Origin of the sequence: Pseudomonas sp. MF4836, assembly GCF_002018875.1 — a bacterium.
In the GTDB taxonomy this organism is placed as follows: Bacteria; Pseudomonadota; Gammaproteobacteria; order Pseudomonadales; family Pseudomonadaceae; genus Aquipseudomonas.
This window is the reverse complement of the sequence record NZ_MVOL01000013.1, coordinates 161,476-186,734: the sequence shown is the minus strand read 5'-3', so window position 1 is coordinate 186,734 and position 25,259 is coordinate 161,476. Positions and strand designations below refer to the sequence as shown.

The following is a 25,259-nucleotide window of genomic DNA, read 5'->3' as shown; positions in this document are numbered from 1 at the left end:
TACTTCTGGCCTGGAATCTCCGATGCCCTTCGTTTACCGCTCGGCACTGAACGCATTGTGCCTGTCGCTGCTGTTGCCTTGTGCCCTTTCCGTCCAGGCTGCCGATCCGGCGCCTGCTGCCGGCGACAAGGCGGCCCAGGAAAAACCCGCCGAACGCCAACCCTTGCTGGAGCGTAGCCAGGAAGATGCGCTTGCCCTTGAGCGCCGTATTCCGCAACAGGAACAACAGCAGTTGCAGGCTGGCGGCGACACCTTCCTCGCCCTGTGGAAACCGGCCAACACCAGCGAGCCCCAGGGCGCGGTGATTATCGTCCCGGGCGCCGGCGAAACGGCTGACTGGCCGCAAGCAATCGCTCCGCTGCGCAACAAACTGCCGGATGTCGAATGGTCCAGCCTGAGCCTGACCCTGCCAGACCTGTCGAGCGAGGCCAGCATGCCACGCATCGTCGAAGCCGCCCCGACGCCGCCGACCAAGGACACCAGCAGCAAGGACGCCAGCACCGAAGCCAAGCCGATCGAACAGGCTGCTGGCGGTGAAGCCGATATCGCCGATCGCGCGGTGGCCGAGAGCACCGAAGAACAAAGCAAGGCCGATGCCGAGCGGATCTTCGCCCGGATCGACGCCGCCCTGGCCTTTGCCGAGCAGCAGAATGCCCGCAGCATCGTCCTCCTCGGACACGGCACGGGCGCCTACTGGGCCGCGCGCTACCTGAGTGAAAAACAGCCCTCCCAGGTGCAGAAATTCGTCATGGTCGCCGCCCAGGTGCCGACCAATGCCAAGCCGCCGTTGGCCGAGCTGACCCCGACCCTGAAGCTGGCGACCGCGGACTTCTTCTATAAAGACACGCCCCTGGCGCAAAAAGCCGCACTCGAGCGACTCCAGGCCAGCAAACGGCAGAAGACGTCGACCTTTACCCAGATCGCCCTCAAGGCCTTGCCCGGCAATAGCGCGGCGCAGCAGGAGCAGCTCTTTCGCCGTGTGCGCGGCTGGCTGAGCCCGCAGCCCGTCGCCGACTGAGCCTTGCGCCATCGCGGCCCCGGCCACGATGGCGGCTGTTTCAGCGGAAGTCCCGACGTTCACGGATCAGCGTATAGGCACTGTGCAGTTCACGGGTTTTCTCCGTGGCTTCACGTACCTGAGCCGGTCCGGCGCCGCTGCCGGCAATCTTGTCCGGATGGTGGCGACTGAGGAGGCGCCGGTAAGCGCGCTTGATCTGGGCCGGCTCACTGGTGCTCGATACGCCGAGTAGCCTCAGCGCTTCCTGATACGCCCCGGCACTGCTGAGCGCAGGCTTTCTAGCCGGCTCGTAATCCGCCGCCAGTGCCTGCACCTGCTGCGGCGTCCATCCCAGCCACTTGCCCCAGAGTTGAATCAACTCGCGCTCGGCGCTGCTGGCCCGCGCGTCAGCCCAGACCATGCGCCAACAAGCTCGCAACACGCCCTCGGTGGCATGGGGCTGCGCGCTCAGGCGACGCAGGTAGCCGCGCAGGGAGTCGTTGCCCGACTTGCCCCGGTTGAACGCGGCAATGGCCCGGCGCTGCGCCGACTCGTTCATGTCCAGCGCGCGCATTTCCTGGCGCGCCTGCTGGATATGGCCATCCACCACCTGGCCATCGCTCTTGGCCAGACGCCCGAGCAAGACAAACAACAGTTCATCGTTGCGCAGCGCCGGGCGCCCGCCCAGGCGCTCGCGCAGTTGCGCCCAGCTGTGCAGTTGCAGGCGCCGGTCCAGCGCCTGGCCCAACAGCGCACCCAATATGGCCCCCGGAATACTGGCTATGGCATAGCCCGCTCCGGCTCCGATCAGAGTCCCTGGCCACCACATATCAGCGACTCGCTTCTAGCAATTGTTCCACCTGTGCCAGGCGCTCGACGGTGCCGACATCGACCCAGCGGCCCTGCATGTGCTCGCCACTGACCTGACCACGAGCCATGGCCTGGCGCAACAACGGCGCCAGCTTGAACGGACCGGGCACGCAGTCGGCGAACAGCTCGGGGTGCATCACCGAAATACCACTGAAGGTCAAGGCCTCGGCGCCGGGCGTCGCGTCATGCAGCAGGCCGTTTTCCAGGCAGAAATCACCGCCGCCCGGGTGATGGGGCGGGTTGTCCACCATCACCAGGTGAGCCAGGCCGGGACGCGGCTGGCGCAGGGTAGCGAAGTCGTAGTCCGTCCAGATGTCGCCATTGACCACCAGGAACGGCTCAGTCCCTAGCAACGGCAGGGCGCGGAAGATCCCGCCGCCGGTTTCCAGGGCCTCGGCCTCCGGCGAATAGGCAATGCTCAGCCCGAACGCCGAGCCATCGCCCAGGTGATCTTCGATCTGTTGCCCCAGCCAGGCATGGTTGATCACGACCTGGGTAAAACCTGCCGCAGCCAACGCCCGCAGGTGATATTCGATCAGCGGGACACCGGCCACGCGAATCAGGGGTTTGGGGGTGGTCAGCGTCAACGGGCGCATGCGCTCGCCTTTGCCGGCCGCAAGAATCATTGCCTTCATTGCGCGGCTCCAGGCGAACGACCCAGGCTGGCCAACAATTGGCCCAGCTCCGCCAGTTCAGGCCGACGCGCCACCACCGCTTCTATATAAGCGAAGAAGCGCGGCACATCGGCCAGGTAGCGCGGCTTGCCATCGCGATGGCAGATCCGCGCGAAAATACCGATCACCTTGAGGTGACGCTGTACGCCCATCAGATCGCTGGCGCGCAGGAAGTCTTCAACATCGGCGTGCACCGGGATGCCAGCACGACCGGCTTGCTGCCAATAGTCCTCGAGCCAGCCGCGTACCCGGGCCTCAGGCCAACTGAGGAAGGCGTCCTTGAACAGGCACGTGACGTCGTAGGTCACGGGGCCGTAGACCGCGTCCTGGAAGTCCAGCACGCCTGGATTTGGCTGGCTGAGCATCAGGTTGCGCGGCATATAGTCGCGATGCACCAGGACCTTGGGCTGGGCCAGGGCACTGTCGATCAGCACCTGGCTGACCCGCTGCCACTGTGCTTGCTGCTGCGGATTCAGCTCTGCCGCCAGCTCGCGCCCCACGTACCATTCGGGGAACAATTGCAGCTCGCGGCGCAACAGGGCGTCATCGTAGCTGGGCAATGGCGCCTCCATCGGCAGCTGCTGAAAAGCCAGCAATGCCGCCAGCGCATCCTTGAACAAGGTGTCGGCATTCTCTTCGTTGATCACGTCCAGGTAGGTCTGATTACCCAGGTCGTTGAGCAAAAGAAAACCGCGCGGTAAATCCTCGGCATAAATTTTCGGCACATTTATGCCGGATGTGGCCAGCAAATGAGCAATATCCACGAAGGGTTTGCAGTTTTCCTGGGGCGGCGGAGCATCCATTACCACAAAGCTGCGCCCCTCCCCCTGCCAGCGGAAATACCGGCGGAAACTCGCGTCGCTGCTGGCTGCAGTCAATGTGGCCGGGGGTACGGCACCCCAGCCATGGGTGGCATAAACGATTGCCAACTGCTCATCGAGCCAAACTTTCAGGTGTTGCAAGCGTACATCTTGGTCAGGCATTGCAAGGGTCTCCGACGGCGCTAGCCGTCAAGCGGGTCATGCTTTATTATCCAGCATCTTTTTCAGACCATCGAGAGGCGTGCGGCCCACACCGCGGGCAGATGGCACGCAGGAAGCCCGGACTAATAAGATGGCATTGAAATCCCCCGCGTTTCGTAAAAAATTTCCGTTGTTGGTTACCGGCAGTTTGCTGGCCCTGCAACCTCTAGCCACTTCATTCGTGGTCGCCGCGGAACAGTATGACTGCTCAGTCTCTGCTTCCGGTGCCTGGGACTGTGCGCCGAAAACCAACTCGGCCCAATTGCCGCCGCGGCCGGTGCATGACGCCAGCTCGGTCAGCTCCAGCAGCCCGACCCCGACAGACAGCGGCTCCACCGCAGAAGCCGGTGACAAGCCGGTGCTGGTTACCGAAGCCAAAGGCCGTGGCCTCAAGGCTCGCAGCGCCGACTACAGTCACCTCGACTGGGTACCGCGGGATAAGCTGACCCCTGCCCAATTGGCTGAGACCGGTCCTTACTGCTCTGGTAGCTATATCGAACCAATTCGTCCTGGCATGAATGACAAGACGAATAAAAGTGACGCCCCGACCTTTATCGGCGCCAAGGCATCGCGTTATCAGCAGGATGAGCAGGTTGCCACCCTCGCCGGTGACGTGGTCATGCGCCAGGGCAGCATGCAGGCCGAGGCTGACGAAGCCAGCCTGTATCAGGCCGAGAACCGTGGCGAACTGAACGGCAACGTTCGGGTGCGCGACAACGGCGCCCTGCTGGTCGGCGATCACGCTGAAGTCCAGCTCGACACCGGTGAAGCCAAGGTCGACAACGCCGAGTACGTGCTGCACAAATCGCGGATTCGCGGTAACGCGCTGTACGCCAAGCGTGCGGAAAACGCCATCATCCGCCTCAAGGATGGTACGTACACAACGTGCGAGCCGAACAGCAACGCCTGGCAGCTCAAGGGCAACAACATCACCTTGAACCCGGCCACCGGCTTCGGCACCGCGACCAACGTGACCCTGCGCGTCAGAGACATCCCGGTCCTGTACACGCCGTACATCTACTTCCCGATCGATGACCGTCGCCAGTCCGGCTTCCTGCCGCCAAGCTTCAGCAGCGGTGGCGAAAGCGGATTTACCCTGGTCACGCCGTACTACTTCAACCTGGCACCCAACTACGATGCCACGTTGTACCCGCGCTACATGAGCAAGCGCGGCATGTTGATGGAAGGCGAGTTCCGCTACCTGACCAAGTCCAGCGAAGGACAGTTCGGTGGTGCCTACCTCAACGACGACAACGACGAGCGCAGCCGTCAGTCCGATTACGAGAAGACGCGCTACATGCTCAACTGGCAGCACAAGGGTGGCCTGGACTCTCGCGTCCTGACCGAGGTCGATTACACCAAGATCAGCGATCCGTATTACTTCCAGGATCTGCAGACCGACCAGATCGGCGTCGAAAGTCAAAGTTTCGTGAACCAGCAGGGCGCAGTGACCTACCGCGGCGATAACTACACCGCGCGCGTCAATGCCCAGGCTTATGAGCTGGCCACCGTTTCCGAGATCACCCCCTACAATCGCCTGCCGCAAATCACTTTCGATGGTGCGCTGCCTTACCACCCAGGCGGGGTGAACTTCGCTTATGAAACTGAAGCGGTCCGGTTTGAACGCGATCTGCAAAACGGCATATTCACCGACGAAGGCGGACTCCCGACTCGTCGCTTGGATACCTATGTCACGGGCCTGACTCGTGCCAACGGTACTCGTTTGAATGCCGCTCCAAGCGTCGAGCTGCCGCTGAACTGGACCTACGGCTATGTCACGCCGAAGCTCAAGTACGAGTACACCAAGTACGATCTCGACCTCGATGGCACCGGCAAGTCGCAAATGGCCACCGCGGGCCAGAAATTCAAAAGCTCCCAAGACCGTGCGATTCCGATCGCCAGTGTCGACAGCGGCCTTTATTTCGACCGCAACACCCAGCTGTTCGGCAAGACCTACAACCAGACCCTGGAGCCACGCCTGTTCTATCTCTATGTTCCCGAGAAGGATCAGGACGATATTCCGGTGTTCGACACCAGCGAATACAGCTTCAACTACGCCTCGCTGTTTCGTGACAACCGCTTCGCCGGCTCCGACCGTGTCGGCGATGAGAACAAATTGTCGCTGGGCGTGACCAGCCGCTGGATCGAAGAAAACGGTTTCCAACGTCAACGGGTATCCGTCGGCCAGGCGCTGTACTTCAAGGACCGCGAAGTTCAATTGCCGGGTGTGGTCGCCAAGGACCGCTCCGACGCGCAGTCCAATGTGTCGCCTATCGCCATGGACTACGAGTTCCGCTTCAACCGCGACTGGCGCGCAACCGCCGACTACAACTGGGATCCGGACAGCCACAGCCCACGCTCGGGCAGCGCGATGTTCCACTACCAGCCTGAAGACAACCCGAACAAGGTCATCAACGCCGGCTATCGCTATCGCAACGACCAGGTGGTCTACAACCAGTTGACCGGCAAATGGCAATTCGGTGGCGACTACGGCACCCCGGGCGCCGAGAACTTTGTGAAGGACTACTACAAGATTCAGCAACATGACTTCTCCGTCATGTGGCCGATCGTTCCGCAGTGGAACCTCATCAGCCGCTGGCAGTATGACTATGCCCGCAACCGTACCCTGGAAGCCTTCGGTGGTTTCGAGTACGACAACTGCTGCTGGAAACTGCGCCTGATCAATCGCTACTGGGTTTCTAACGACGAATACACGCAGATCGCTCCTCTCAATGAAAAAGGCGACCACGGCCTCTTCCTGCAAATTGTCCTCAAAGGGCTGGGCGGGCTGACTGGTACCAAGGTAGAGAGCTTCCTCGACAAAGGCATCCAAGGTTATCGTGAACGTGAAGACCAAGCTTTCTGATTGTCTGCGCCCGCTGATGCTGGGCGCGCTGTTCCTGGGTACCGCGGCCAACGCCGCGGTGCAATCCATCGACAAGGTCGTGGCCATCGTTGATAACGACGTGGTCATGCAAAGCCAGCTGGACCAGCGGGTTCATGAAGTGCAGCAGACCATCGCCAAGCGTGGCGCCGGCCTGCCGCCGACCAGCGTATTGGAACAGCAGGTACTGGAACGCCTGATCGTCGAAAACCTGCAACTGCAGATCGGCGAACGTTCCGGCATCCGCATTACCGATGAAGAGCTGAACCAGGCCATCGGCACCATCGCCCAACGCAATAACATGACGATCGATCAGTTTCGCGCCGCACTGGCTCACGATGGTTTGTCTTATGAAGACGCCCGTGACCAGGTCCGTCGCGAAATGATCATCAGCCGTGTTCGTCAGCGCCGGGTAGCCGAGCGCATCCAGGTTTCCGAACAGGAAGTGAAAAACTTCCTGGCATCGGACTTGGGCAAGATGCAACTCTCCGAAGAGCTGCACTTGGCCAATATCCTGATTGCGACCCCGGAAAGCGCCAACTCTGAAGCCATTCAGAATGCTGCGCGCCAGGCGATGGACGTTTATCAGCAACTCAAGCAAGGTGCGGACTTCGCCCAATTGGCAATTGCCAAATCCGGCAGCGACAACGCTCTGGAAGGCGGCGACATGGGCTGGCGCAAGGCGGCGCAACTGCCGCCTCCGTTCGACCGTGAGCTGAGCAGCATGGCTGTTGGCGACATCACCCAACCAGCGCGCACACCTGGAGGCTTCATTATCCTGAAGCTCCTGGAGAAACGCGGTGGCGGCAATCAGGTGCGCGATGAAGTGCACGTGCGTCACATCCTGATCAAGCCAAGTGAAATTCGTAGCGAAGAAGAGACCAAGCGCCTGGCGCAGAAGCTCTACGAGCGGATCGAGGCCGGTGAAGACTTCGCCGAACTGGCAAAAAGCTATTCGGAAGACCCGGGTTCGGCACTCAACGGCGGCGATCTGAACTGGATCGACCCGAACGCCCTGGTTCCAGAGTTCCGCGAAGTGATGGCCAAGACCCCACAAGGTCAGCTGTCGAAGCCGTTCAAGAGCCCATATGGCTGGCACGTACTGGAAGTCCTTGGCCGTCGCGCCACCGACAGCACCAGCCAGGCCCGTGAGCAGCAAGCGATGACCGTACTGCGTAACCGCAAATACGACGAAGAGCTGCAGACCTGGTTGCGTCAGATCCGTGACGAAGCCTACGTCGAGATCAAACTCCCTGGCGCCGACCAGGCTGCACAGTGAAACCCCAGCGTTTCGCTGTGACACCCGGCGAGCCGGCCGGCATTGGTCCTGACCTGTGCCTGCTGCTTGCCTCGCAACCCCAGCCGCACCCCCTGATCGCCATTACCAGCCGCGACCTGCTCCTTGAGCGGGCCGCGCAGCTGGGTGTGGCTGTCGACCTGTTGCCGGTCACCCTGGCGAACCTGCCGGATGCTCCTGCGCCGGCCAACAGCCTGTATGTCTGGGACACGCCACTGCAAAACAAGGTCGTTGCCGGTCAACTGGATCAGGCCAACGCCGCGTTCGTCCTGGAGACCCTGACCCGCGCCGGCCAAGGCTGCCTGGATGGACATTTTGCCGGGATGATCACCGCCCCCGTACACAAAGGCGTGATCAACGACTCCGGCATTGCGTTCTCCGGGCATACCGAGTTCCTGGCCGACCTGACCCACACCGAACAAGTGGTGATGATGCTTGCGACCCACGGCCTGCGCGTAGCCTTGGTGACCACCCATCTGCCGCTGCGCGAGATTGCCGACGCCATCACCAGCGAACGCCTGGAACGTGTCACCCGAATTCTGCATGCCGACTTGCGCAACAAGTTTGGCATCGCCCAGCCACGCATCCTTGTCTGCGGGCTCAACCCTCATGCCGGCGAAGGCGGGCATCTGGGCCATGAAGAAATAGACATTATCGAACCCACCTTAGAGCGCTTGCGCACCGAAGGCATGGACCTGCGTGGTCCGTTGCCCGCCGACACTCTGTTTACCCCCAAATATCTGGAGCATTGCGACGCAGTGCTGGCGATGTACCACGACCAGGGCCTGCCCGTACTGAAGTACAAAGGCTTCGGCGCGGCGGTCAATGTGACCCTCGGCTTGCCGATCATCCGCACCTCGGTCGACCACGGCACCGCCCTGGACCTGGCCGGCAGCGGCAGGATCGACACCGGCAGCCTGCAGGTCGCCCTGGAAACCGCCTACCAGATGGCCGAGACCCGTATATGACCGAGCATTACCAACACCGGGCGCGCAAGCGTTTCGGCCAGAACTTCCTGCACGACGCCGGCGTCATCGATCGCATTCTGCGTTCGATTCATGCCAAGCCCGATGACCGCCTGCTGGAAATCGGCCCGGGCCAAGGGGCACTGACCGAAGGCCTGCTCAACAGCGGCGCACAACTGGACGTGGTTGAACTGGACAAGGACCTGATCCCGATCCTCAACCAGCAATTCGCCGGCAAGAGCAATTTCAGCCTGCATCAGGGCGATGCCCTGAAGTTCGACTTCAAGTCCCTGGGCGCCGAGCCGAACAGCCTGCGGGTGGTCGGCAACCTGCCCTACAACATCTCCACCCCGCTGATCTTCCACCTGCTGCAGAACGCCAGCCTGATTCGCGACATGCACTTCATGCTGCAAAAAGAAGTGGTGGAGCGCCTCGCTGCCGGTCCGGGTGGCGGTGATTGGGGGCGGCTGTCGATCATGGTGCAGTACCACTGCCGCGTGGAGCACCTGTTCAACGTCGGTCCGGGCGCGTTCAACCCGCCACCGAAAGTCGACTCGGCCATTGTGCGCCTGGTACCTCACGCCGTGCTGCCGCAGCCGGCCAAGGATCACCGCCTGCTGGAGCGCATCGTCCGCGAAGCCTTCAACCAGCGCCGCAAAACCTTGCGCAACACCCTCAAGGCCCTACTGACCAGCGCCGAAATCGAAGCCGCCGGCGTCGACGGCAGCCTGCGTCCGGAGCAGCTCGACCTGGCCGCGTTCGTACGCCTGGCCGACAAGCTCAGCGAGCAGCCTGTGGATAACCCAAGCGCCAGTTGACACGCCATGAGCGTTATCGGGTAGGACGCCAGGCGCGATGTCTGGTTTACTACCCGATACTTGGCCTAGACTGAGTCTCATCTGTCTTGTCCCGCGCCCCGCTTGCTTTTAAGGCCTCTTGCATGTCCGATCCTCGCTATCAGGTCGACGTCAGCGTCGTCACCCGCTTTCTGGCAGAACAATCCCAACCCGAGCAAAATCGCTTTGCCTTCGCCTATACCATCACCGTCGAGAACCATGGGCTGCTGGCAGCCAAGCTGCTCTCGCGGCACTGGGTCATCACTGATGGCGACGGTCATGTCGAGGAAGTTCGCGGCGCCGGCGTCGTCGGCCAGCAGCCGCTGATCGCCCCGGGCCAAAGCCACACCTACAGCAGTGGCACAGTGATGACCACCCGAGTCGGCGCCATGCAGGGCACCTATCAAATGCTCGCCGACGACGGGCAGCACTTTGATGCCGTCATCGCCCCCTTTCGCCTGGCGGTGCCCGGAGCCTTGCACTGATGGCGACTTACGCCGTCGGCGACCTGCAAGGCTGCCTCGAACCGCTGAAATGCCTGCTTGAACAGGTGGCCTTCGACCCAACCCGGGATCGCCTGTGGCTGGTGGGAGACCTGGTAAACCGTGGTCCGCAGTCCCTGGAAACCCTGCGCTTTCTGTATGGCATGCGTGAGTCGCTGGTCTGTGTACTGGGCAATCACGACCTGCATTTACTGGCGGCGTGGCGCAATATCGAGCGCCTGAAAAAATCCGACACCCTGCGTCCGATCCTCGAAGCTCCCGATTGCCCGGAGCTGATGCAGTGGCTGCGCCAGCAAAAGCTGATGCACTACGACGAACAGCGCAACATTGCCCTGGTCCACGCAGGCATTGCGCCACAGTGGTCAATCAAGAAAGCCCTCAAGTGCGCCGCAGAAGTCGAAGAAGCACTGCGTGACGACAATCTGTTCCAGCCTTATCTGGATGGCATGTACGGCAACGAGCCGGCGAAATGGGACAGTGACCTGCAAGGCGTGACCCGGCTGCGGGTGATCACCAACTACTTCACCCGCATGCGTTTCTGCACCAGCGAGGGCAAGCTCGACCTCAAAGGCAAGGAAGGCGTGGATACCGCGCCTCCCGGGTACGCACCATGGTTCAGCTATAAAGAGCGCAAAAGCAAAGACGCGAAGATTATTTTCGGACACTGGGCAGCCCTGGAGGGCAAATGCGACGAGCCCGGCATCTTTGCCCTCGACACCGGTTGCGTCTGGGGCGGCGCCATGACGCTGCTCAATGTCGACACCGGTGTCCGCCTGCAATGCGCCTGCGATGCCCAGGGCCATGCCAGCCAGCAGCCCTCACCCCCCAACCCGATAGCGCCACAGCCGGTAACGGCCAAGCACTAGACCGCGCCTTTATTCAGGCCCCAGGAGCCCGCCATGAGTGAATTCAAACGCATCCCCCCCGATCAGGCCCAGTCGCTGCGCGAACAGGGCGCGGTCGTGGTCGATATCCGCGATCCGCAGACCTACGCCCTGAGCCACATCAGTGGCTCACAGCACCTGGATAATCACTCCATCAGTGACTTTATCCGTGGCGCCGATCTCGACGCCCCGCTGGTCGTGGTCTGCTATCACGGCAACTCCAGCCAAAGCGCGGCGGCCTACCTGGTCAGCCAGGGCTTCTCCGACGTCTACAGCCTGGACGGCGGCTTCGAACTGTGGCGCACCACCTACCCGGCCGAAACCGCCCAAGGCCAAGCCGAATAAATTTTTTCCAGGCTCTAGCCCGCGTGCTACGCGGGCTGGGCAGCGGCAGACGAACGGTCTGTCGCAACTAATTACTCATCTCGCCTTTACCTCTCGGATTCCGAACTATCCTTAGCCTCAGGCCATCCAAATCAGGGGAGAGCCGGTACACCGGCGCACGGGTCATCGGTACTAGCTTTCAAGGTAGATAGCTTTGAAAGTGTTCTGGGGGGTAAACAGCAACTGGACTTTCAGTTGCATGCCAGCACTTGACTGACTGATCCGGCGACGGCTCCACGTATCGAGCGAGGTGACGTCATGAGTATTTTTAGCCACTTCCAACAACGCTTCGAATCCACACGCCAGGAAGAGTTCTCGCTGCAGGAATACCTGGAGCTATGCAAAAAGGACCGAAGCGCCTATGCCTCCGCCGCCGAGCGCCTGCTATTGGCCATTGGCGAGCCCGAACTGCTCGACACGTCGACCAATTCGAGGCTGTCGAGGATCTTTTCCAACAAGGTGATCCGCCGCTATCCGGCCTTTGAAGACTTCCATGGAATGGAAGAATGCATCGATCAGATCGTCTCCTACTTCCGCCATGCCGCTCAGGGCCTGGAAGAGAAGAAACAGATCCTCTACCTCCTCGGCCCGGTGGGCGGCGGCAAGTCGTCCCTGGCGGAAAAACTCAAACAACTGATCGAGAAGGTGCCCTTCTACGCGATCAAGGGCTCACCGGTCTTCGAGTCGCCCCTGGGGCTGTTTAACGCCACTGAAGACGGCGCCATCCTCGAAGAAGACTTCGGCATTCCTCGGCGCTACCTCAATACCATCATGTCGCCCTGGGCCACCAAGCGGCTCTCCGAGTTCGGTGGTGATATCAGCCAGTTCCGGGTGGTCAAGCTCTATCCGTCGATCCTCAACCAAATCGCCGTGGCCAAGACCGAGCCGGGTGATGAAAACAACCAGGACATCTCCGCGCTGGTGGGCAAGGTCGATATCCGCAAGCTGGAAGAATTCCCCCAGAACGACGCCGACGCCTACAGTTACTCTGGCGCCCTGTGCCGGGCCAACCAGGGCCTGATGGAGTTCGTGGAGATGTTCAAGGCACCGATCAAGGTGCTGCACCCACTACTGACCGCCACCCAGGAAGGCAACTACAACAGTACCGAAGGCCTGGGAGCGATCCCGTTCACCGGGATTCTGCTGGCCCACTCCAACGAATCGGAGTGGCACACCTTCCGCAACAACAAGAACAACGAAGCCTTCATCGACCGTATCTACATCGTCAAGGTGCCGTACTGCCTGCGGGTCAGCGATGAAATCAAGATCTACGACAAACTGCTGTTCAACAGCTCCCTGGCCAAGGCCCATTGCGCGCCCGACACCTTGAAGATGCTGGCGCAGTTCACTGTGCTTTCGCGGCTCAAGGAGCCGGAAAACTCCAACATCTACTCCAAAATGCGGGTCTACGACGGGGAAAACCTCAAGGACACCGATCCCAAGGCCAAGTCGATTCAGGAATACCGGGATAACGCCGGGGTGGATGAAGGGATGAACGGGCTCTCGACCCGCTTCGCCTTCAAGATCCTGTCCAAGGTGTTCAACTTCGACCCCCATGAAATCGCCGCCAACCCGGTGCACCTGCTGTACGTGCTGGAACAGCAGATCGAACAGGAGCAATTCCAGGCCGAAACCCGGGAACGCTACCTGCGCTTCCTCAAGGAATACCTGGCGCCGCGCTACATCGAATTCATCGGCAAGGAAATCCAGACCGCCTACCTCGAGTCCTACAGCGAGTACGGACAGAACATCTTCGACCGCTATGTGCTCTACGCCGATTTCTGGATCCAGGACCAGGAATACCGCGACCCGGAAACCGGCGAGATCCTCAATCGCGTGGCACTGAACGAAGAACTGGAAAAAATCGAAAAACCGGCCGGCATCAGCAATCCGAAGGATTTCCGCAACGAGATCGTCAATTTCGTGCTGCGCGCCCGTGCCAACAACAATGGCAAAAACCCGACCTGGCTCAGCTACGAAAAACTGCGGGTGGTTATCGAGAAGAAAATGTTCTCCAACACCGAAGACCTGCTCCCAGTCATCAGTTTCAACGCCAAGGCCAGCAAAGAGGACCAGCAGAAACACAACGACTTCGTCACACGCATGGTCGAACGCGGCTACACCGACAAACAGGTACGGCTTCTTTCCGAATGGTACCTACGGGTCCGGAAGTCGCAGTGACGCAGCTGCAAGCTTCTAGCTACAAGCTGTAAGAAAGAAGTGTGTGAACCGGACATCCGGGTAGTCGCTTCTGCTTGCAGCTTGCAGCTCACAACTTGAAGCTGCCCGGAGGGCCACCATGAGCTATGTGATCGACCGACGTCTCAATGGCAAGAACAAGAGCACGGTAAACCGCCAGCGTTTCCTGCGGCGCTACCGTGATCACATCAAAAAGGCCGTCGAAGAGGCCGTCAGCCGCCGCTCCATTACCGATATGGAGCATGGCGAACAAATCAGCATTCCCGGTCGCGATATCGACGAGCCGGTGCTTCACCATGGCCGCGGCGGCAAACAGACCGTGGTGCATCCCGGCAACAAGGAGTTCACCAGCGGCGAGCATATCGCCCGCCCGCAAGGGGGCGGCGGCGGCAAAGGTCCGGGCAAGGCCGGCAACTCCGGCGAGGGCATGGACGAGTTCGTGTTCCAGATTACCCAGGAGGAATTCCTCGAATTCATGTTCGAGGATCTGGAACTGCCCAACCTGGTCAAACGCAACCTGACCGGCACTGATACCTTCAAGACCGTACGCGCCGGCATCAGCAACGAAGGCAACCCGTCGCGCATCAACATCATCCGCACCCTGCGCTCGGCTCATGCACGGCGCATCGCCCTGTCCGGCAGTAGCCGCGCCAAGCTACGGGAAGCAAAAGAGGAGTTGGCCCGATTAAAGCGGGAAGAACCGGACAACTTCGGCGATATCCAGGAACTGGAAGCAGAAATCGAGAAACTCAGCGCGCGCATCCATCGCGTGCCCTTCCTCGATACTTTCGACTTGAAGTACAACCTGCTGGTCAAGCAACCCAACCCCAGTTCCAAGGCCGTCATGTTCTGCCTGATGGACGTCTCCGGCTCCATGACCCAGGCGACCAAGGACATCGCCAAGCGCTTTTTTATCCTGCTGTACCTGTTCCTCAAGCGCAATTACGACAAGATCGATGTCGTCTTCATTCGTCACCACACCAGCGCCAGGGAAGTCGACGAGGAGGAGTTCTTCTACTCCCGGGAAACCGGCGGCACTATCGTCTCCAGCGCCCTGAAGCTGATGCAGGAGATCATGGCCGAACGTTATCCGAGCAACGAATGGAACATCTACGCAGCCCAGGCGTCGGACGGTGATAACTGGAACGACGACTCACCGATCTGCCGGGACATCCTGATCAATCAGATCATGCCCTTCGTGCAGTACTACACCTACGTGGAAATAACCCCACGTGAACACCAGGCCTTGTGGTTCGAATACGAGCGAATCGCCGACGCCTTTTCTGACACCTTCGCCCAGCAGCAATTGGTCTCGGCCGGAGATATCTATCCGGTCTTCCGTGAACTCTTCCAGCGCAGGTTAGTGACATGACCGCCAGAGAGCAGAAACGCCAGCCCATCTCTACCGGCTCGGAATGGACATTCGAGCTGATCCAGGCCTACGACCGCGAAATCAGCCGTATCGCGGACCGCTACGCCCTGGATACCTATCCCAACCAGATCGAGGTCATTACCGCCGAGCAGATGATGGATGCCTACGCGTCAGTCGGCATGCCCCTGGGTTATCACCATTGGTCCTACGGCAAACACTTCCTCAGTACCGAAAAATCCTACAGCCGCGGCCAGATGGGGCTGGCCTACGAGATCGTGATCAACTCGGACCCATGCATTGCCTACCTGATGGAAGAAAACACCATCTGCATGCAAGCCCTGGTGGTGGCTCACGCCTGCTATGGCCACAACAGCTTTTTCAAGGGTAACTACCTGTTCCGCACCTGGACCGACGCCAGTTCGATCATCGATTACCTGGTGTTCGCCAAGCAGTACATCATGCAGTGCGAGGAGCGGCACGGCATCGACGCGGTGGAAGACCTGCTGGACTCCTGCCACGCCCTGATGAATTACGGCGTCGACCGCTACAAACGCCCATACCCGATTTCGGCCGAAGAAGAACGGCGGCGGCAGAAGGACCGCGAAGAACACCTGCAGAAGCAGATCAACGACCTGTGGCGCACCATTCCCAAAGGCGCTGACAAATACAGCGACAAAGACAATGCGCGCTTCCCCGCCGAACCTCAGGAAAACATCCTCTATTTCATCGAAAAACATGCGCCGCTGCTGGAGCCTTGGCAGCGGGAAATCGTGCGAATCGTGCGCAAGATCGCCCAGTATTTCTACCCACAACGCCAGACCCAGGTGATGAACGAAGGCTGGGCGACCTTCTGGCACTACACCTTGATGAACGACCTGTATGACGAAGGCCTGGTGACCGACGGTTTCATGATGGAGTTTCTGACCTCGCACACCAGTGTGGTCATGCAGCCCGGCTTCGACAGCCCCTACTACAGCGGCATCAACCCCTACGCCCTGGGCTTCGCCATGTATCGCGATATTCGCCGTATGTGCGAAGAACCCACCGACGAGGACCGCCACTGGTTCCCGGACCTGGCCGGGACCGATTGGCTGTCGAGCATCAAGTTCGCCATGAGCAGCTTCAAGGACGAAAGCTTTATCCTGCAGTACCTGTCACCGAAGGTGATCCGTGACCTGAAACTGTTCAGCATCCTCGATGATGACCAGAAGGATGACCTACTGGTGCCAGCCATTCACGATGAAGGGGGCTATCGGACCATCCGCGAAACCCTGGCTGCGCAATACAACCTGGGGAATCGCGAACCCAACGTGCAGATCTGGAGCATCGACCGCCGCGGCGACCGCTCGCTGACCCTGCGTCACCAGCAACATGACCGCAAGCCTTTGGGCGACTCCACGGATGAGGTGCTCAAGCATCTGCACCGCCTCTGGGGGTTCGACATTCACCTGGAAACCCTGCAGGGCGACCAGATCATGAAAACCCACCACGTGCCGCCCAGGGGCGAGCACAGCGAAGGTGACTACGGCCGCCTGGACTTGGCCGTCATCCATCTTTAAGCCGAGATCAGACCTCCGGAAGTTCGACGCAAGGGTTATCCTGTCGGGCTAACGGAGGTTTTTTATGCAGATTTACAAGGTCGGCGGCGCAGTGCGCGATCGCTTGCTCGGCAAGCCGGTCACTGATATCGACTGGGTGGTGGTAGGCGCAACAACCGAAGAAATGCTGGCCCAGGGCTTTCGCCCGGTCGGGGCCGACTTCCCGGTATTCCTGCACCCTAAAAGCGGCGAAGAGTATGCCCTCGCGCGCACCGAGCGCAAAAGCGGTCGAGGCTACGGCGGCTTTACCTTTCATGCCAGCCCCGAGGTCACTCTCGAAGAAGACCTGATCCGGCGAGACCTGACAATCAATGCCATGGCAGAGGATGCCCAGGGCGTGCTGACCGACCCCTATCATGGCCAACAAGATCTTGAAGCCCGCCTGCTCCGTCATGTTTCCTCCGCGTTCGCCGAAGATCCCCTCAGGGTATTGCGAGTTGCCCGCTTCGCTGCGCGCTATGCCGATCTGGGTTTCACCGTCGCGCCAGAGACTCTGGAACTGATGCGCCAACTGAGCGCCTCAGGCGAGCTGGAAGCCCTGACCGCCGAACGCAGCTGGAAGGAAATCTCCCGCGCCCTGATGGAAAACCAGCCTCAGGTATTTATCCAGGTGTTGCGCGATTGCAACGCCCTCAAGGTGCTGATGCCCGAGGTCGACGCCCTGTTCGGCGTTCCTCAGCCTGAAGCGCATCACCCGGAAATCGACACCGGCGTGCATACCTTGAGCGTGCTGCAACAGGCCGCGCAACATCAGCAGCCGCTGACGGTGCGCTGGGCCTGCCTGCTGCACGACCTGGGCAAAGGACTGACGGCACAGGATGAGTGGCCGCAGCACATCGCCCATGAGCAAAAGGGGCTGGCGCCGATCAAGGCCATCAATGAACGCTTCAAGGTGCCGCGGGACTGCCAGGAACTGGCGCTATTAGTCGGCCAATATCACACCCATGGTCATCGCGCCCTTGAACTGCGGGCCTCGACTCTGCTGGAACTGCTGCAAAGCTTCGATATCTATCGCCGCCCGCAGCGCTTCGAGGAGTTTATCGCCGCCTGCGAGATGGACGCCCGAGGGCGCCTTGGCCTGGAATCACGCACCTACCCGCAGGCCGACTACCTGCGAGGCGCCGCCAATGCTGCACGCGCGGTCGCGGTACAACCGCTGCTGGAACAAGGGTTCAAGGGGCCAAAGCTGGGGGAAGCCCTGAGGCTGGAACGCCTCAAAGCACTGAAAGCCTACAAGGAACAACACGCCCCCTGAGCACAGGTCCGGCAGGCCTGCCCGTCAGCAGGTCCGCCACCGCCAAGCCAGGCGCGATCAGAGCCCCGGCGGAGTCAGCTGCACACCGCGCCACTCAAAGGCCACGGGCGCCAGCACCTGATTGATCTGCGACTCTCGCCAAAGCGTGCCCAGGCTCTGCCCGGCAACCGGGTGCAGGCGCTCGGGCGCCATCAGCGACAACGGCCAGAGCACGAAGGCATTTTTCAGGATTTCTGCACGGGGCAGGATCAGGCCATCGAAATTGCCAACCAGATCGCCATACAGCAGCACGTCTATATCCAGCGGCAGGCCTATGCGATCGGGGGCATAACGGCCGTTATCCGCCTCGATGAACTTCAAACGACGATCCAGCTCGTTCAACGGCAAATCCGTGAAGGCCGACACCACCAGGTTGAAAAACGGGCCACTCTTGATCCCCACCGGCTGGCTCTCGAACACCGCCGAGCAGCGCATGTCCTGCAGAAACGCGGCCAAGGCCTCGAGCCCGGCCTGCAAATGGGTTTCGCGCTCGATATTGCTGCCGAGCCCCAGAAAAACCTGAGTTAGCGACATCCGCGCTCGATCTCCACGCCAACACCGGTGGCGGCGGGAACTGCGCCGGGCTTGGTCAGCTTGAGGCGCAGCCAAGGAATATGAAACTCACTCATCAACACCTCGGTCAGACGCTCGGCAAAGGTTTCGACCAGTTGGAACTGCGCCTGCTCGGCGAAGGCTTGAATGCGCGACGAGACGCTTGCGTAATCGAGCGCGAGGGTCAGGTCATCACCTGCAGCTGCCGGACGGTTATCCCAGGCAAAGCTCAGGTCCAGACGCAGGCACTGACGGATGCCGCGCTCCCAGTCATAGGCACCGATCACGGTGTCGACTTCCAGGCCTTCGATAAACACTCTGTCCAAGCACTCTTCTCCGCAGCACGACAAGGGCGCAATGCGCCGTTAGAATCAGGGCGTCCTCGCCCGGAATAGTTAGCATGTTTTGGTTACTGGCGATCCTCGCCTACCTGCTCGGCTCTCTGTCCTTCGCCATTTTGCTCAGCCGCCTGACGGGTAATCCCGATCCGCGAATGAGTGGCTCGGGCAATGCCGGTGCCACCAACATGCTGCGTCTGGCCGGCAAGAAACTCGCCGTCCTGACCTTGCTCGGCGACCTGTGCAAAGGGCTCTTGCCCGTCCTGATCGCCGCCGTGGCAGGCCTTTCACTGCAACAACAAGCCTGGATTGGCCTGTGCGCCGTTCTCGGCCACTTGTTCCCGTTGTACTTTCGCTTCCGCGGCGGTAAAGGTGTCGCCACCGCCGCCGGCATGCTGCTCGGGCTTTACCCGCCAGCTGCCTTGCTGGCCATGGCCGCGTGGGTCCTGGCGTTCTACCTGACCCGCACCAGCTCGCTGGCCGCACTGATCGCCACGCCCCTGACCTTGCCGCTACTGGCCTGGCAGGAACCGGAAGCGCTACTGCCGATGAGCGTGCTCACGCTGCTGATCGTCTGGCGCCACCGGGGCAATTTACGCGACCTGTTTGCCGGGCGCGAACGGCATTTCTGAATCGTCCGGTGAAAACCGTTCAAGCTCGCTGACCGGAAACACCCCTAACGCCCTACAAGGGCGTCAGTTGCTCCATGGGCCAGCGCGCCTGCACGCTAATCGCCAAGCTTTCCTGCTGCCCGGCTTGCAAGCGCTGACAGCCGGCAAAAGCGATCATCGCGCCGTTATCGGTGCAAAACTCGGGGCGGGCGTAATACACATGGCCCTTCATATCCCCGAGCATTTTTTCCAGCGACACACGCAGGGCTTTGTTGGCACTCACGCCGCCGGCGATCACCAGACGCTTGAAACCGGTCTGCTTCAACGCACGCTTGCACTTGATGGTCAAAGTTTCCACCACCGCCTGCTGGAACGCGAGCGCGATGTCGCAACGGGTTTGCTCGCCGTCGTCCCCAGCACTGACGCGTTGCTGCCAGGTATTGAGTGCCGAGGTTTTCAAGCCACTGAAGCTGAACTCCAGGCCCGGACGGTCGGTCATCGGCCGCGGAAAGACAAAGCGCCCGGCCACGCCCTGATTCGCCAGGCGAGCAATCTCCGGACCACCCGGATAATTGAGCCCCATCATCTTTGCCGTCTTGTCGAAAGCTTCGCCTGCGGCATCGTCCAGGGTCTCGCCCAGCAGTTCGTATTGGCCGATCCCATCGACCCGAACCAGCTGCGTATGCCCACCGGAAACCAACAAAGCGACGAACGGAAACTCCGGCGGTTGTTCTTCCAGCATCGGTGCCAGCAAATGGCCTTCCATGTGATGCACACCCAGGGCCGGAATGCCCCAGGCGAACGCCAGCGCCTGAGCACAGGAAGCCCCGACCAGCAAGGCTCCGACCAGTCCCGGGCCGGCGGTGTAGGCAATGGCGTCGATCTCGGTCGGAACGCAGTCAGCTTCCGCCAATACCTGGCGAATCAACGGCAGCATGCGTTTGACGTGATCACGCGAAGCCAGCTCCGGCACCACGCCGCCGTAGGCGCGATGCAGGTCGATCTGACTGAACAGTGCATCGGCCAAAAGCCCGCGTTCACTGTCGTAGAGCGCGACGCCGGTCTCGTCGCAGGAGGTTTCTAATCCCAGTACTAGCATGGGTTTGCGCCTTGTAGAGGCTAAATTCGAAGGCGCGCATAATAGTCGCCACTCCCGCGCCCGACCAGCGGTTTTCGATCAGAGGCTTTGCATTCCGAGCGATGAGGGGTTAACATCCGCAACCCTTAAAAACCGACGACCTCAGCCGTGATTTTTGCGACGAGAACGTTGACCCCGGTAATGAATGAAGGTAGCTCTGGATGCCAGCCGTCAAAGTTAAAGAGAACGAACCCTTCGACGTAGCTCTGCGTCGTTTCAAGCGCTCCTGCGAAAAAGCCGGTGTTCTGGCTGAAGTTCGTAGCCGCGAATTTTACGAGAAGCCGACTTCTGAGCGTAAGCGTAAAGCAGCAGCCGCTGTTAAGCGTCACGCCAAGAAAGTTCAGCGCGAACAGCGCCGCGCCGTTCGTCTGTACTAATACACAGACGTTCGCTGCAAGCTTCTGCCAAGCCCGGCCCTCAGCCGGGCTAATGGCATTTGCGGATATCGCTTGATGCTTCACTGTCAAAGCCGCCCATGCGACCGAGACAACCTGCTTCACCACGTCAGACCTGGCTTATCGCCAGCGGTGCACGTCTCTTCTGACGAGCCTTCCAAGGCTACTGACGAGCACACTTTTTCTGATTTCCTACAGACGATCAGCCCAAGGCGCCCTTCTCCAGCGCCCGCTTATGAGCTATCCGAGGCCTCCCACGGGCCGCAGTCGGACTCAGAGCAACATCTTCGAATAGTCGATTACTGATTGGAACTAACGTCAGTGAACCTTCGGCAGATACACTTCCCGACAGCGATCAAGCCGACGACAGATGGTCGAGCCGCACTGCGTTTGCGCCTCATGACGCCCCTGTTTCGACGCCTTCGCGCCGGTTCAATTCACGCTTGCGCGCAGTGATGACGAGAACGCCATGGCCGGGCTAATTCCCCAGAGCTTTATTGACGACCTTCTGAACCGCACCGACATCGTCGATGTTGTCAGCTCGCGCGTGCAAATGAAAAAAGCAGGCAAGAATTACACGGCCTGCTGCCCGTTCCACAAAGAAAAAACCCCGTCCTTCAGCGTCAGCCCCGACAAGCAGTTCTACTACTGCTTCGGCTGCGGCGCCGGCGGCAATGCCCTCGGCTTCATCATGGACCACGACAACCTGGACTTTCCCCAGGCTGTCGAAGAACTGGCCAAAGCCGCCGGCATGGAAATCCCCCGCGAGGAAAGCGGTCGGCCGCACAAACCGCGGCAACCGACTGACTCGCCGCTGTACCCGCTGCTCACCGCAGCCGCTGATTTTTATCGCCAGGCACTCAAGAGCCACCCCGCGCGCAAGGCTGCCGTCGACTACCTGAAAGGCCGCGGCCTGACCGGCGAGATCGCCCGCGATTTTGGCCTTGGTTTCGCCCCGCCCGGCTGGGACAACCTGTTCAAGCACCTGAGCAGCGACACCTTGCAGCAGAAGGCCATGATCGATGCGGGGCTGCTGATCGAAAACGCTGAAACCGGCAAGCGCTATGACCGCTTCCGCGACCGGGTAATGTTTCCGATCCGCGACAGCCGTGGCCGGATCATCGCCTTCGGCGGCCGAGTGCTGGGCGATGACAAACCGAAGTACCTGAACTCGCCGGAAACCCCGGTCTTCCACAAGGGCCAGGAACTCTACGGCCTGTTCGAAGCCCGCAAGAACAACCGCAACCTCGACGAAATCATTGTGGTCGAGGGCTATATGGACGTGATTGCACTGGCCCAGCAGGGGTTGCGCAATGCCGTTGCCACCCTGGGCACCGCCACCAGCGAAGAACACCTCAAGCGTCTGTTTCGCGTGGTGCCGAGTGTTCTGTTCTGCTTCGACGGCGACCAGGCCGGGCGCAAGGCCGCCTGGCGCGCACTCGAAGCGGCGCTGCCGTGTCTGCAGGATGGGCGTCGCGCCCGCTTCCTGTTCCTGCCCGAAGGCGAGGATCCCGACACCCTGGTGCGCTCCGAGGGCACTGACGCCTTCCGCGCCCGCATCAATCAGCACGCCCAGCCGCTGGCCGATTATTTCTTCCAGCAGCTGATCGATGAAGCCGATCCGCGCTCGCTTGAAGGCAAGGCCCATATGGCCACCCTGGCGTCACCGTTGATCGACAAGGTTCCCGGGGCCAACCTGCGCACCCTGATGCGCCAACGCCTCAGCGAAATCACCGGCCTCAACAACGAGGCCATGAGCCAATTGGTACATAGCGCGCCGCAAGAAGCGCCGCCTGCCTATGACGCCGGCATCAATTACGACGCCATGCCCGATTACGCCGATTACCACGAACCGCAGGAGGCCTATGCGCCCCAGCAGGAGTGGACGCCGAAGAAGAGTGGCGGCGGCAAGAAGTGGGAAAACAAGCCCTGGGACAAGAATGCCAAGGGCAAACGCCATGGCGATCGCGACCAGCCTCGCGGCCCGCGCATCCCGGCCGCAGTCGAGCCGCCGACCCTTTCCGCCCTGCGTACGCTGCTGCACCACCCGCAACTGGCGGAAAAAGTTGAAGATGCCGGACATTTTGCCGATGACAACAACACCAACACTCAGTTGCTGGTGGCGTTGATCGAAGCCGTACAGAAAAATCCTAAGCTACGCTCTATACATCAACTCATGGCGCGCTGGCACGGCACCGAACAGGGTCGCCTGCTCAAGGCGCTGGCAGAAAAGGAGTGGTTGATTGACGGCGATAACCTTGAACAACAGTTTTTCGACACCATTAACAGTTTATCGGTGCGTCAACGCGAACGTGTTTTAGAGCAACTTCTAAGGAAATCGCGTCAAAGTGACTTGAGTGGCGAGGAGAAAGTCCAACTACTTGAGCTTTTAAGACGCAATGTTCCCGCATCAAGCCCGACCTCAACTGGCGCGTGAGGTCATAGCTCAGGTATAATCCTCGGCTTGTTTTTTGCCCGCCAAGACCTTCAGTGGATAGGGTGTTATGTCCGGAAAAGCGCAACAGCAGTCTCGTATCAAAGAGTTGATCACCCTGGGTCGTGAGCAGAAGTATCTGACTTACGCAGAGGTCAACGACCACCTGCCTGAGGATATTTCAGATCCAGAGCAGGTGGAAGACATCATCCGCATGATCAATGACATGGGGATCCCCGTACACGAGAGTGCTCCGGATGCGGACGCCCTTATGTTGGCCGACGCCGATACCGACGAAGCCGCAGCTGAAGAAGCTGCTGCCGCGTTGGCAGCGGTTGAGACCGACATTGGTCGCACTACTGACCCTGTGCGCATGTATATGCGTGAAATGGGTACGGTAGAGCTGCTCACACGTGAAGGCGAAATTGAAATCGCCAAGCGTATCGAAGAGGGTATCCGTGAAGTGATGGGCGCGATTGCGCACTTCCCTGGCACGGTTGATCACATTCTCTCCGAGTACACTCGCGTCACCACCGAAGGTGGCCGCCTGTCCGACGTCCTCAGTGGTTATATCGACCCGGACGACGGCATCGCGCCGCCTGCTGCAGAAGTGCCACCGCCTGTCGATGCCAAGGCCGCGAAAGCGGACGATGACACCGAAGAAGAGGACGCCGAAGCCAGTGACGACGAAGAAGAAACCGAAAGCGGTCCTGATCCGGTCATCGCTGCACAGCGCTTTGGCGCCGTGGCCGACCAGATGGAAATCACCCGCAAGGCGCTGAAAAAGCACGGCCGCGCAAACAAGCAGGCAATTGCCGAGATGTTGGCCCTGGCTGAGCTGTTCATGCCGATCAAACTGGTTCCGAAGCAATTCGAAGGCCTGGTCGAGCGTGTTCGCAGTGCTCTGGATCGTCTGCGTCAACAAGAGCGCGCGATCATGCAACTGTGCGTTCGTGATGCACGCATGCCGCGTGCCGACTTCCTGCGCCAGTTCCCAGGCAACGAAGTTGATGAAAGCTGGACCGACGCGCTGGCCAAAGGCAAAAGCAAATACGCCGAAGCCATTGGTCGCCTGCAGCCCGATATCATTCGCTGCCAGCAGAAGCTGACTGCGCTTGAGACCGAAACCGGTCTGACGATTGCCGAGATCAAGGACATCAACCGTCGCATGTCGATCGGTGAGGCCAAGGCCCGCCGCGCGAAGAAAGAGATGGTTGAAGCGAACTTGCGTCTGGTGATCTCCATCGCCAAGAAGTACACCAACCGTGGCCTGCAATTCCTCGATCTGATCCAGGAAGGCAACATCGGCTTGATGAAGGCTGTGGACAAGTTCGAATACCGTCGCGGCTACAAGTTCTCGACTTATGCCACCTGGTGGATCCGTCAGGCGATCACTCGCTCGATCGCCGACCAGGCCCGCACCATCCGTATTCCGGTGCACATGATCGAGACCATCAACAAGCTCAACCGTATTTCCCGGCAGATGCTGCAGGAAATGGGTCGTGAACCGACCCCGGAAGAGCTGGGCGAACGCATGGAAATGCCTGAGGACAAGATCCGCAAGGTATTGAAGATCGCTAAAGAGCCGATCTCCATGGAAACCCCGATCGGTGATGACGAAGACTCCCATCTGGGTGACTTCATCGAAGACTCGACCATGCAGTCGCCAATCGATGTCGCCACTGTTGAGAGCCTGAAAGAAGCGACTCGCGAAGTACTCTCCGGCCTCACTGCCCGTGAAGCCAAGGTCCTGCGCATGCGCTTCGGCATCGACATGAATACCGACCACACCCTCGAGGAAGTTGGTAAACAGTTCGACGTTACCCGTGAGCGGATTCGTCAGATCGAAGCCAAGGCGCTGCGCAAGCTGCGCCACCCGACGAGAAGCGAGCACCTGCGCTCCTTCCTCGACGAGTGATACCAAAACCCCCAGCCCTGCTGGGGGTTTTGCTTTACGCAGATTAAATTTCCCTCCCCCTCCCCGCCTCGCGTTGCCGTCTACACTCGACACA

Annotated in this window: 22 protein-coding genes; 16 read left to right on the top strand and 6 right to left on the bottom strand. The window is 60.3% G+C overall.

Features of this window, described 5'->3' with window-relative positions:
* Positions 1–22: 22 nt before the first annotated feature.
* A complete protein-coding gene (locus MF4836_RS26955; protein WP_078472882.1) occupies positions 23–1,018 on the top strand; it encodes an alpha/beta hydrolase family protein in 996 nt (331 codons plus the stop codon).
* Positions 1,019–1,058: 40 nt separating this feature from the next.
* Here MF4836_RS26955 and MF4836_RS26950 read toward each other — a convergent pair whose 3' ends face one another.
* The 3 genes from MF4836_RS26950 to MF4836_RS26940 are packed head-to-tail and all read right to left on the bottom strand — an operon-like array spanning position 1,059 to position 3,524.
* Positions 1,059–1,826: a TerB family tellurite resistance protein gene (locus tag MF4836_RS26950; RefSeq protein WP_078472881.1), complete on the bottom strand. Its 768-nt coding sequence runs from the start codon at positions 1,824–1,826 to the stop codon at positions 1,059–1,061.
* A 1-nt stretch (position 1,827) separates the two neighbouring features.
* Positions 1,828–2,502, bottom strand: a complete 675-nt coding sequence (murU, locus tag MF4836_RS26945) for an N-acetylmuramate alpha-1-phosphate uridylyltransferase MurU (RefSeq protein ID WP_078472880.1) — start codon at positions 2,500–2,502, stop codon at positions 1,828–1,830.
* Complete coding sequence (locus MF4836_RS26940; protein WP_078472879.1) at positions 2,499–3,524, bottom strand: aminoglycoside phosphotransferase family protein; 1,026 nt, start codon at positions 3,522–3,524, stop codon at positions 2,499–2,501. The genes murU and MF4836_RS26940 overlap by 4 nt, the downstream gene beginning before the upstream one ends.
* A gap of 130 nt (positions 3,525–3,654) precedes the next feature.
* Between MF4836_RS26940 and MF4836_RS26935 the strand changes: the two genes are divergently transcribed.
* The 11 genes from MF4836_RS26935 (at position 3,655) to MF4836_RS26885 (ending at position 17,740) form a co-directional block, all read left to right on the top strand.
* Positions 3,655–6,429, top strand: coding sequence for an LPS-assembly protein LptD (locus MF4836_RS26935; RefSeq protein WP_078472878.1), 2,775 nt, complete (start codon positions 3,655–3,657; stop codon positions 6,427–6,429).
* The gene (gene surA / locus MF4836_RS26930) at positions 6,410–7,726 is read left to right on the top strand and encodes a peptidylprolyl isomerase SurA (protein ID WP_020295468.1); all 1,317 of its coding nucleotides are present in this window, start codon (positions 6,410–6,412) and stop codon (positions 7,724–7,726) included. The genes MF4836_RS26935 and surA overlap by 20 nt, the downstream gene beginning before the upstream one ends.
* Positions 7,723–8,712, top strand: coding sequence for a 4-hydroxythreonine-4-phosphate dehydrogenase PdxA (gene pdxA, locus MF4836_RS26925; protein ID WP_078472877.1), 990 nt, complete (start codon positions 7,723–7,725; stop codon positions 8,710–8,712). Before surA ends, pdxA begins: the two co-directional genes overlap by 4 nt.
* Complete coding sequence (rsmA, locus tag MF4836_RS26920) at positions 8,709–9,527, top strand: 16S rRNA (adenine(1518)-N(6)/adenine(1519)-N(6))-dimethyltransferase RsmA (RefSeq protein ID WP_078472876.1); 819 nt, start codon at positions 8,709–8,711, stop codon at positions 9,525–9,527. The genes pdxA and rsmA overlap by 4 nt, the downstream gene beginning before the upstream one ends.
* A 122-nt stretch (positions 9,528–9,649) precedes the next feature.
* The gene (gene apaG, locus MF4836_RS26915; RefSeq protein WP_020295465.1) at positions 9,650–10,030 is read left to right on the top strand and encodes a Co2+/Mg2+ efflux protein ApaG; all 381 of its coding nucleotides are present in this window, start codon (positions 9,650–9,652) and stop codon (positions 10,028–10,030) included.
* On the top strand, positions 10,030–10,914 hold the full coding sequence (locus MF4836_RS26910; protein ID WP_078472875.1) for a symmetrical bis(5'-nucleosyl)-tetraphosphatase: 885 nt from the start codon (positions 10,030–10,032) through the stop codon (positions 10,912–10,914). Before apaG ends, MF4836_RS26910 begins: the two co-directional genes overlap by 1 nt.
* A gap of 33 nt (positions 10,915–10,947) precedes the next feature.
* The gene (glpE, locus tag MF4836_RS26905) at positions 10,948–11,277 is read left to right on the top strand and encodes a thiosulfate sulfurtransferase GlpE (protein WP_078472874.1); all 330 of its coding nucleotides are present in this window, start codon (positions 10,948–10,950) and stop codon (positions 11,275–11,277) included.
* A 297-nt stretch (positions 11,278–11,574) separates the two neighbouring features.
* Positions 11,575–13,497 (top strand): PrkA family serine protein kinase, encoded by a 1,923-nt coding sequence (locus MF4836_RS26900; RefSeq protein WP_078472873.1) that lies wholly within the window; start codon positions 11,575–11,577, stop codon positions 13,495–13,497.
* 118 nt (positions 13,498–13,615) lie between these two features.
* Positions 13,616–14,887 (top strand): YeaH/YhbH family protein, encoded by a 1,272-nt coding sequence (locus tag MF4836_RS26895; protein ID WP_020295461.1) that lies wholly within the window; start codon positions 13,616–13,618, stop codon positions 14,885–14,887.
* Positions 14,884–16,446, top strand: coding sequence for a SpoVR family protein (locus MF4836_RS26890; protein WP_078472872.1), 1,563 nt, complete (start codon positions 14,884–14,886; stop codon positions 16,444–16,446). Before MF4836_RS26895 ends, MF4836_RS26890 begins: the two co-directional genes overlap by 4 nt.
* A 64-nt stretch (positions 16,447–16,510) precedes the next feature.
* Positions 16,511–17,740 (top strand): multifunctional CCA addition/repair protein, encoded by a 1,230-nt coding sequence (locus MF4836_RS26885; RefSeq protein ID WP_078472871.1) that lies wholly within the window; start codon positions 16,511–16,513, stop codon positions 17,738–17,740.
* Between the two features lie 57 nt (positions 17,741–17,797).
* On the opposite strand, the gene folK is transcribed toward MF4836_RS26885, so the two are convergent.
* The gene (folK, locus tag MF4836_RS26880; RefSeq protein ID WP_078472870.1) at positions 17,798–18,313 is read right to left on the bottom strand and encodes a 2-amino-4-hydroxy-6-hydroxymethyldihydropteridine diphosphokinase; all 516 of its coding nucleotides are present in this window, start codon (positions 18,311–18,313) and stop codon (positions 17,798–17,800) included.
* Positions 18,304–18,657: a dihydroneopterin aldolase gene (folB, locus tag MF4836_RS26875; protein ID WP_078472869.1), complete on the bottom strand. Its 354-nt coding sequence runs from the start codon at positions 18,655–18,657 to the stop codon at positions 18,304–18,306. Before folB ends, folK begins: the two co-directional genes overlap by 10 nt.
* A gap of 74 nt (positions 18,658–18,731) precedes the next feature.
* Between folB and plsY the strand changes: the two genes are divergently transcribed.
* The gene (gene plsY / locus MF4836_RS26870) at positions 18,732–19,301 is read left to right on the top strand and encodes a glycerol-3-phosphate 1-O-acyltransferase PlsY (protein ID WP_078472868.1); all 570 of its coding nucleotides are present in this window, start codon (positions 18,732–18,734) and stop codon (positions 19,299–19,301) included.
* Between the two features lie 52 nt (positions 19,302–19,353).
* Here plsY and tsaD read toward each other — a convergent pair whose 3' ends face one another.
* Complete coding sequence (gene tsaD, locus MF4836_RS26865) at positions 19,354–20,379, bottom strand: tRNA (adenosine(37)-N6)-threonylcarbamoyltransferase complex transferase subunit TsaD (protein WP_078472867.1); 1,026 nt, start codon at positions 20,377–20,379, stop codon at positions 19,354–19,356.
* A gap of 200 nt (positions 20,380–20,579) precedes the next feature.
* Here tsaD and rpsU point away from each other — a divergent pair, with 200 nt between their 5' ends.
* From rpsU to rpoD, 3 genes are all read left to right on the top strand, one after another.
* Positions 20,580–20,795, top strand: coding sequence for a 30S ribosomal protein S21 (rpsU, locus tag MF4836_RS26860; RefSeq protein WP_002551877.1), 216 nt, complete (start codon positions 20,580–20,582; stop codon positions 20,793–20,795).
* A gap of 487 nt (positions 20,796–21,282) precedes the next feature.
* Positions 21,283–23,250, top strand: a complete 1,968-nt coding sequence (gene dnaG / locus MF4836_RS26855) for a DNA primase (RefSeq protein ID WP_078472866.1) — start codon at positions 21,283–21,285, stop codon at positions 23,248–23,250.
* A 67-nt stretch (positions 23,251–23,317) separates the two neighbouring features.
* The gene (gene rpoD / locus MF4836_RS26850) at positions 23,318–25,165 is read left to right on the top strand and encodes an RNA polymerase sigma factor RpoD (protein ID WP_078472865.1); all 1,848 of its coding nucleotides are present in this window, start codon (positions 23,318–23,320) and stop codon (positions 25,163–25,165) included.
* Positions 25,166–25,259 lie beyond the last annotated feature (94 nt).

What these genes read in the sequence shown, in the direction of transcription:
- MF4836_RS26955 (WP_078472882.1), top strand. Translation starts at nt 23, where the DNA reads ATGCCCTTCGTTTACCGCTCGGCACTGAACGCATTGTGCCTGTCGCTG.
- MF4836_RS26950 (WP_078472881.1), bottom strand. Translation starts at nt 1,826, where the DNA reads ATGTGGTGGCCAGGGACTCTGATCGGAGCCGGAGCGGGCTATGCCATA.
- murU (WP_078472880.1), bottom strand. Translation starts at nt 2,502, where the DNA reads ATGAAGGCAATGATTCTTGCGGCCGGCAAAGGCGAGCGCATGCGCCCG.
- MF4836_RS26940 (WP_078472879.1), bottom strand. Translation starts at nt 3,524, where the DNA reads ATGCCTGACCAAGATGTACGCTTGCAACACCTGAAAGTTTGGCTCGAT.
- MF4836_RS26935 (WP_078472878.1), top strand. Translation starts at nt 3,655, where the DNA reads ATGGCATTGAAATCCCCCGCGTTTCGTAAAAAATTTCCGTTGTTGGTT.
- rsmA (WP_078472876.1), top strand. Translation starts at nt 8,709, where the DNA reads ATGACCGAGCATTACCAACACCGGGCGCGCAAGCGTTTCGGCCAGAAC.
- apaG (WP_020295465.1), top strand. Translation starts at nt 9,650, where the DNA reads ATGTCCGATCCTCGCTATCAGGTCGACGTCAGCGTCGTCACCCGCTTT.
- MF4836_RS26910 (WP_078472875.1), top strand. Translation starts at nt 10,030, where the DNA reads ATGGCGACTTACGCCGTCGGCGACCTGCAAGGCTGCCTCGAACCGCTG.
- glpE (WP_078472874.1), top strand. Translation starts at nt 10,948, where the DNA reads ATGAGTGAATTCAAACGCATCCCCCCCGATCAGGCCCAGTCGCTGCGC.
- MF4836_RS26900 (WP_078472873.1), top strand. Translation starts at nt 11,575, where the DNA reads ATGAGTATTTTTAGCCACTTCCAACAACGCTTCGAATCCACACGCCAG.
- MF4836_RS26895 (WP_020295461.1), top strand. Translation starts at nt 13,616, where the DNA reads ATGAGCTATGTGATCGACCGACGTCTCAATGGCAAGAACAAGAGCACG.
- MF4836_RS26890 (WP_078472872.1), top strand. Translation starts at nt 14,884, where the DNA reads ATGACCGCCAGAGAGCAGAAACGCCAGCCCATCTCTACCGGCTCGGAA.
- MF4836_RS26885 (WP_078472871.1), top strand. Translation starts at nt 16,511, where the DNA reads ATGCAGATTTACAAGGTCGGCGGCGCAGTGCGCGATCGCTTGCTCGGC.
- folK (WP_078472870.1), bottom strand. Translation starts at nt 18,313, where the DNA reads ATGTCGCTAACTCAGGTTTTTCTGGGGCTCGGCAGCAATATCGAGCGC.
- plsY (WP_078472868.1), top strand. Translation starts at nt 18,732, where the DNA reads ATGTTTTGGTTACTGGCGATCCTCGCCTACCTGCTCGGCTCTCTGTCC.
- tsaD (WP_078472867.1), bottom strand. Translation starts at nt 20,379, where the DNA reads ATGCTAGTACTGGGATTAGAAACCTCCTGCGACGAGACCGGCGTCGCG.
- rpsU (WP_002551877.1), top strand. Translation starts at nt 20,580, where the DNA reads ATGCCAGCCGTCAAAGTTAAAGAGAACGAACCCTTCGACGTAGCTCTG.
- dnaG (WP_078472866.1), top strand. Translation starts at nt 21,283, where the DNA reads ATGGCCGGGCTAATTCCCCAGAGCTTTATTGACGACCTTCTGAACCGC.
- rpoD (WP_078472865.1), top strand. Translation starts at nt 23,318, where the DNA reads ATGTCCGGAAAAGCGCAACAGCAGTCTCGTATCAAAGAGTTGATCACC.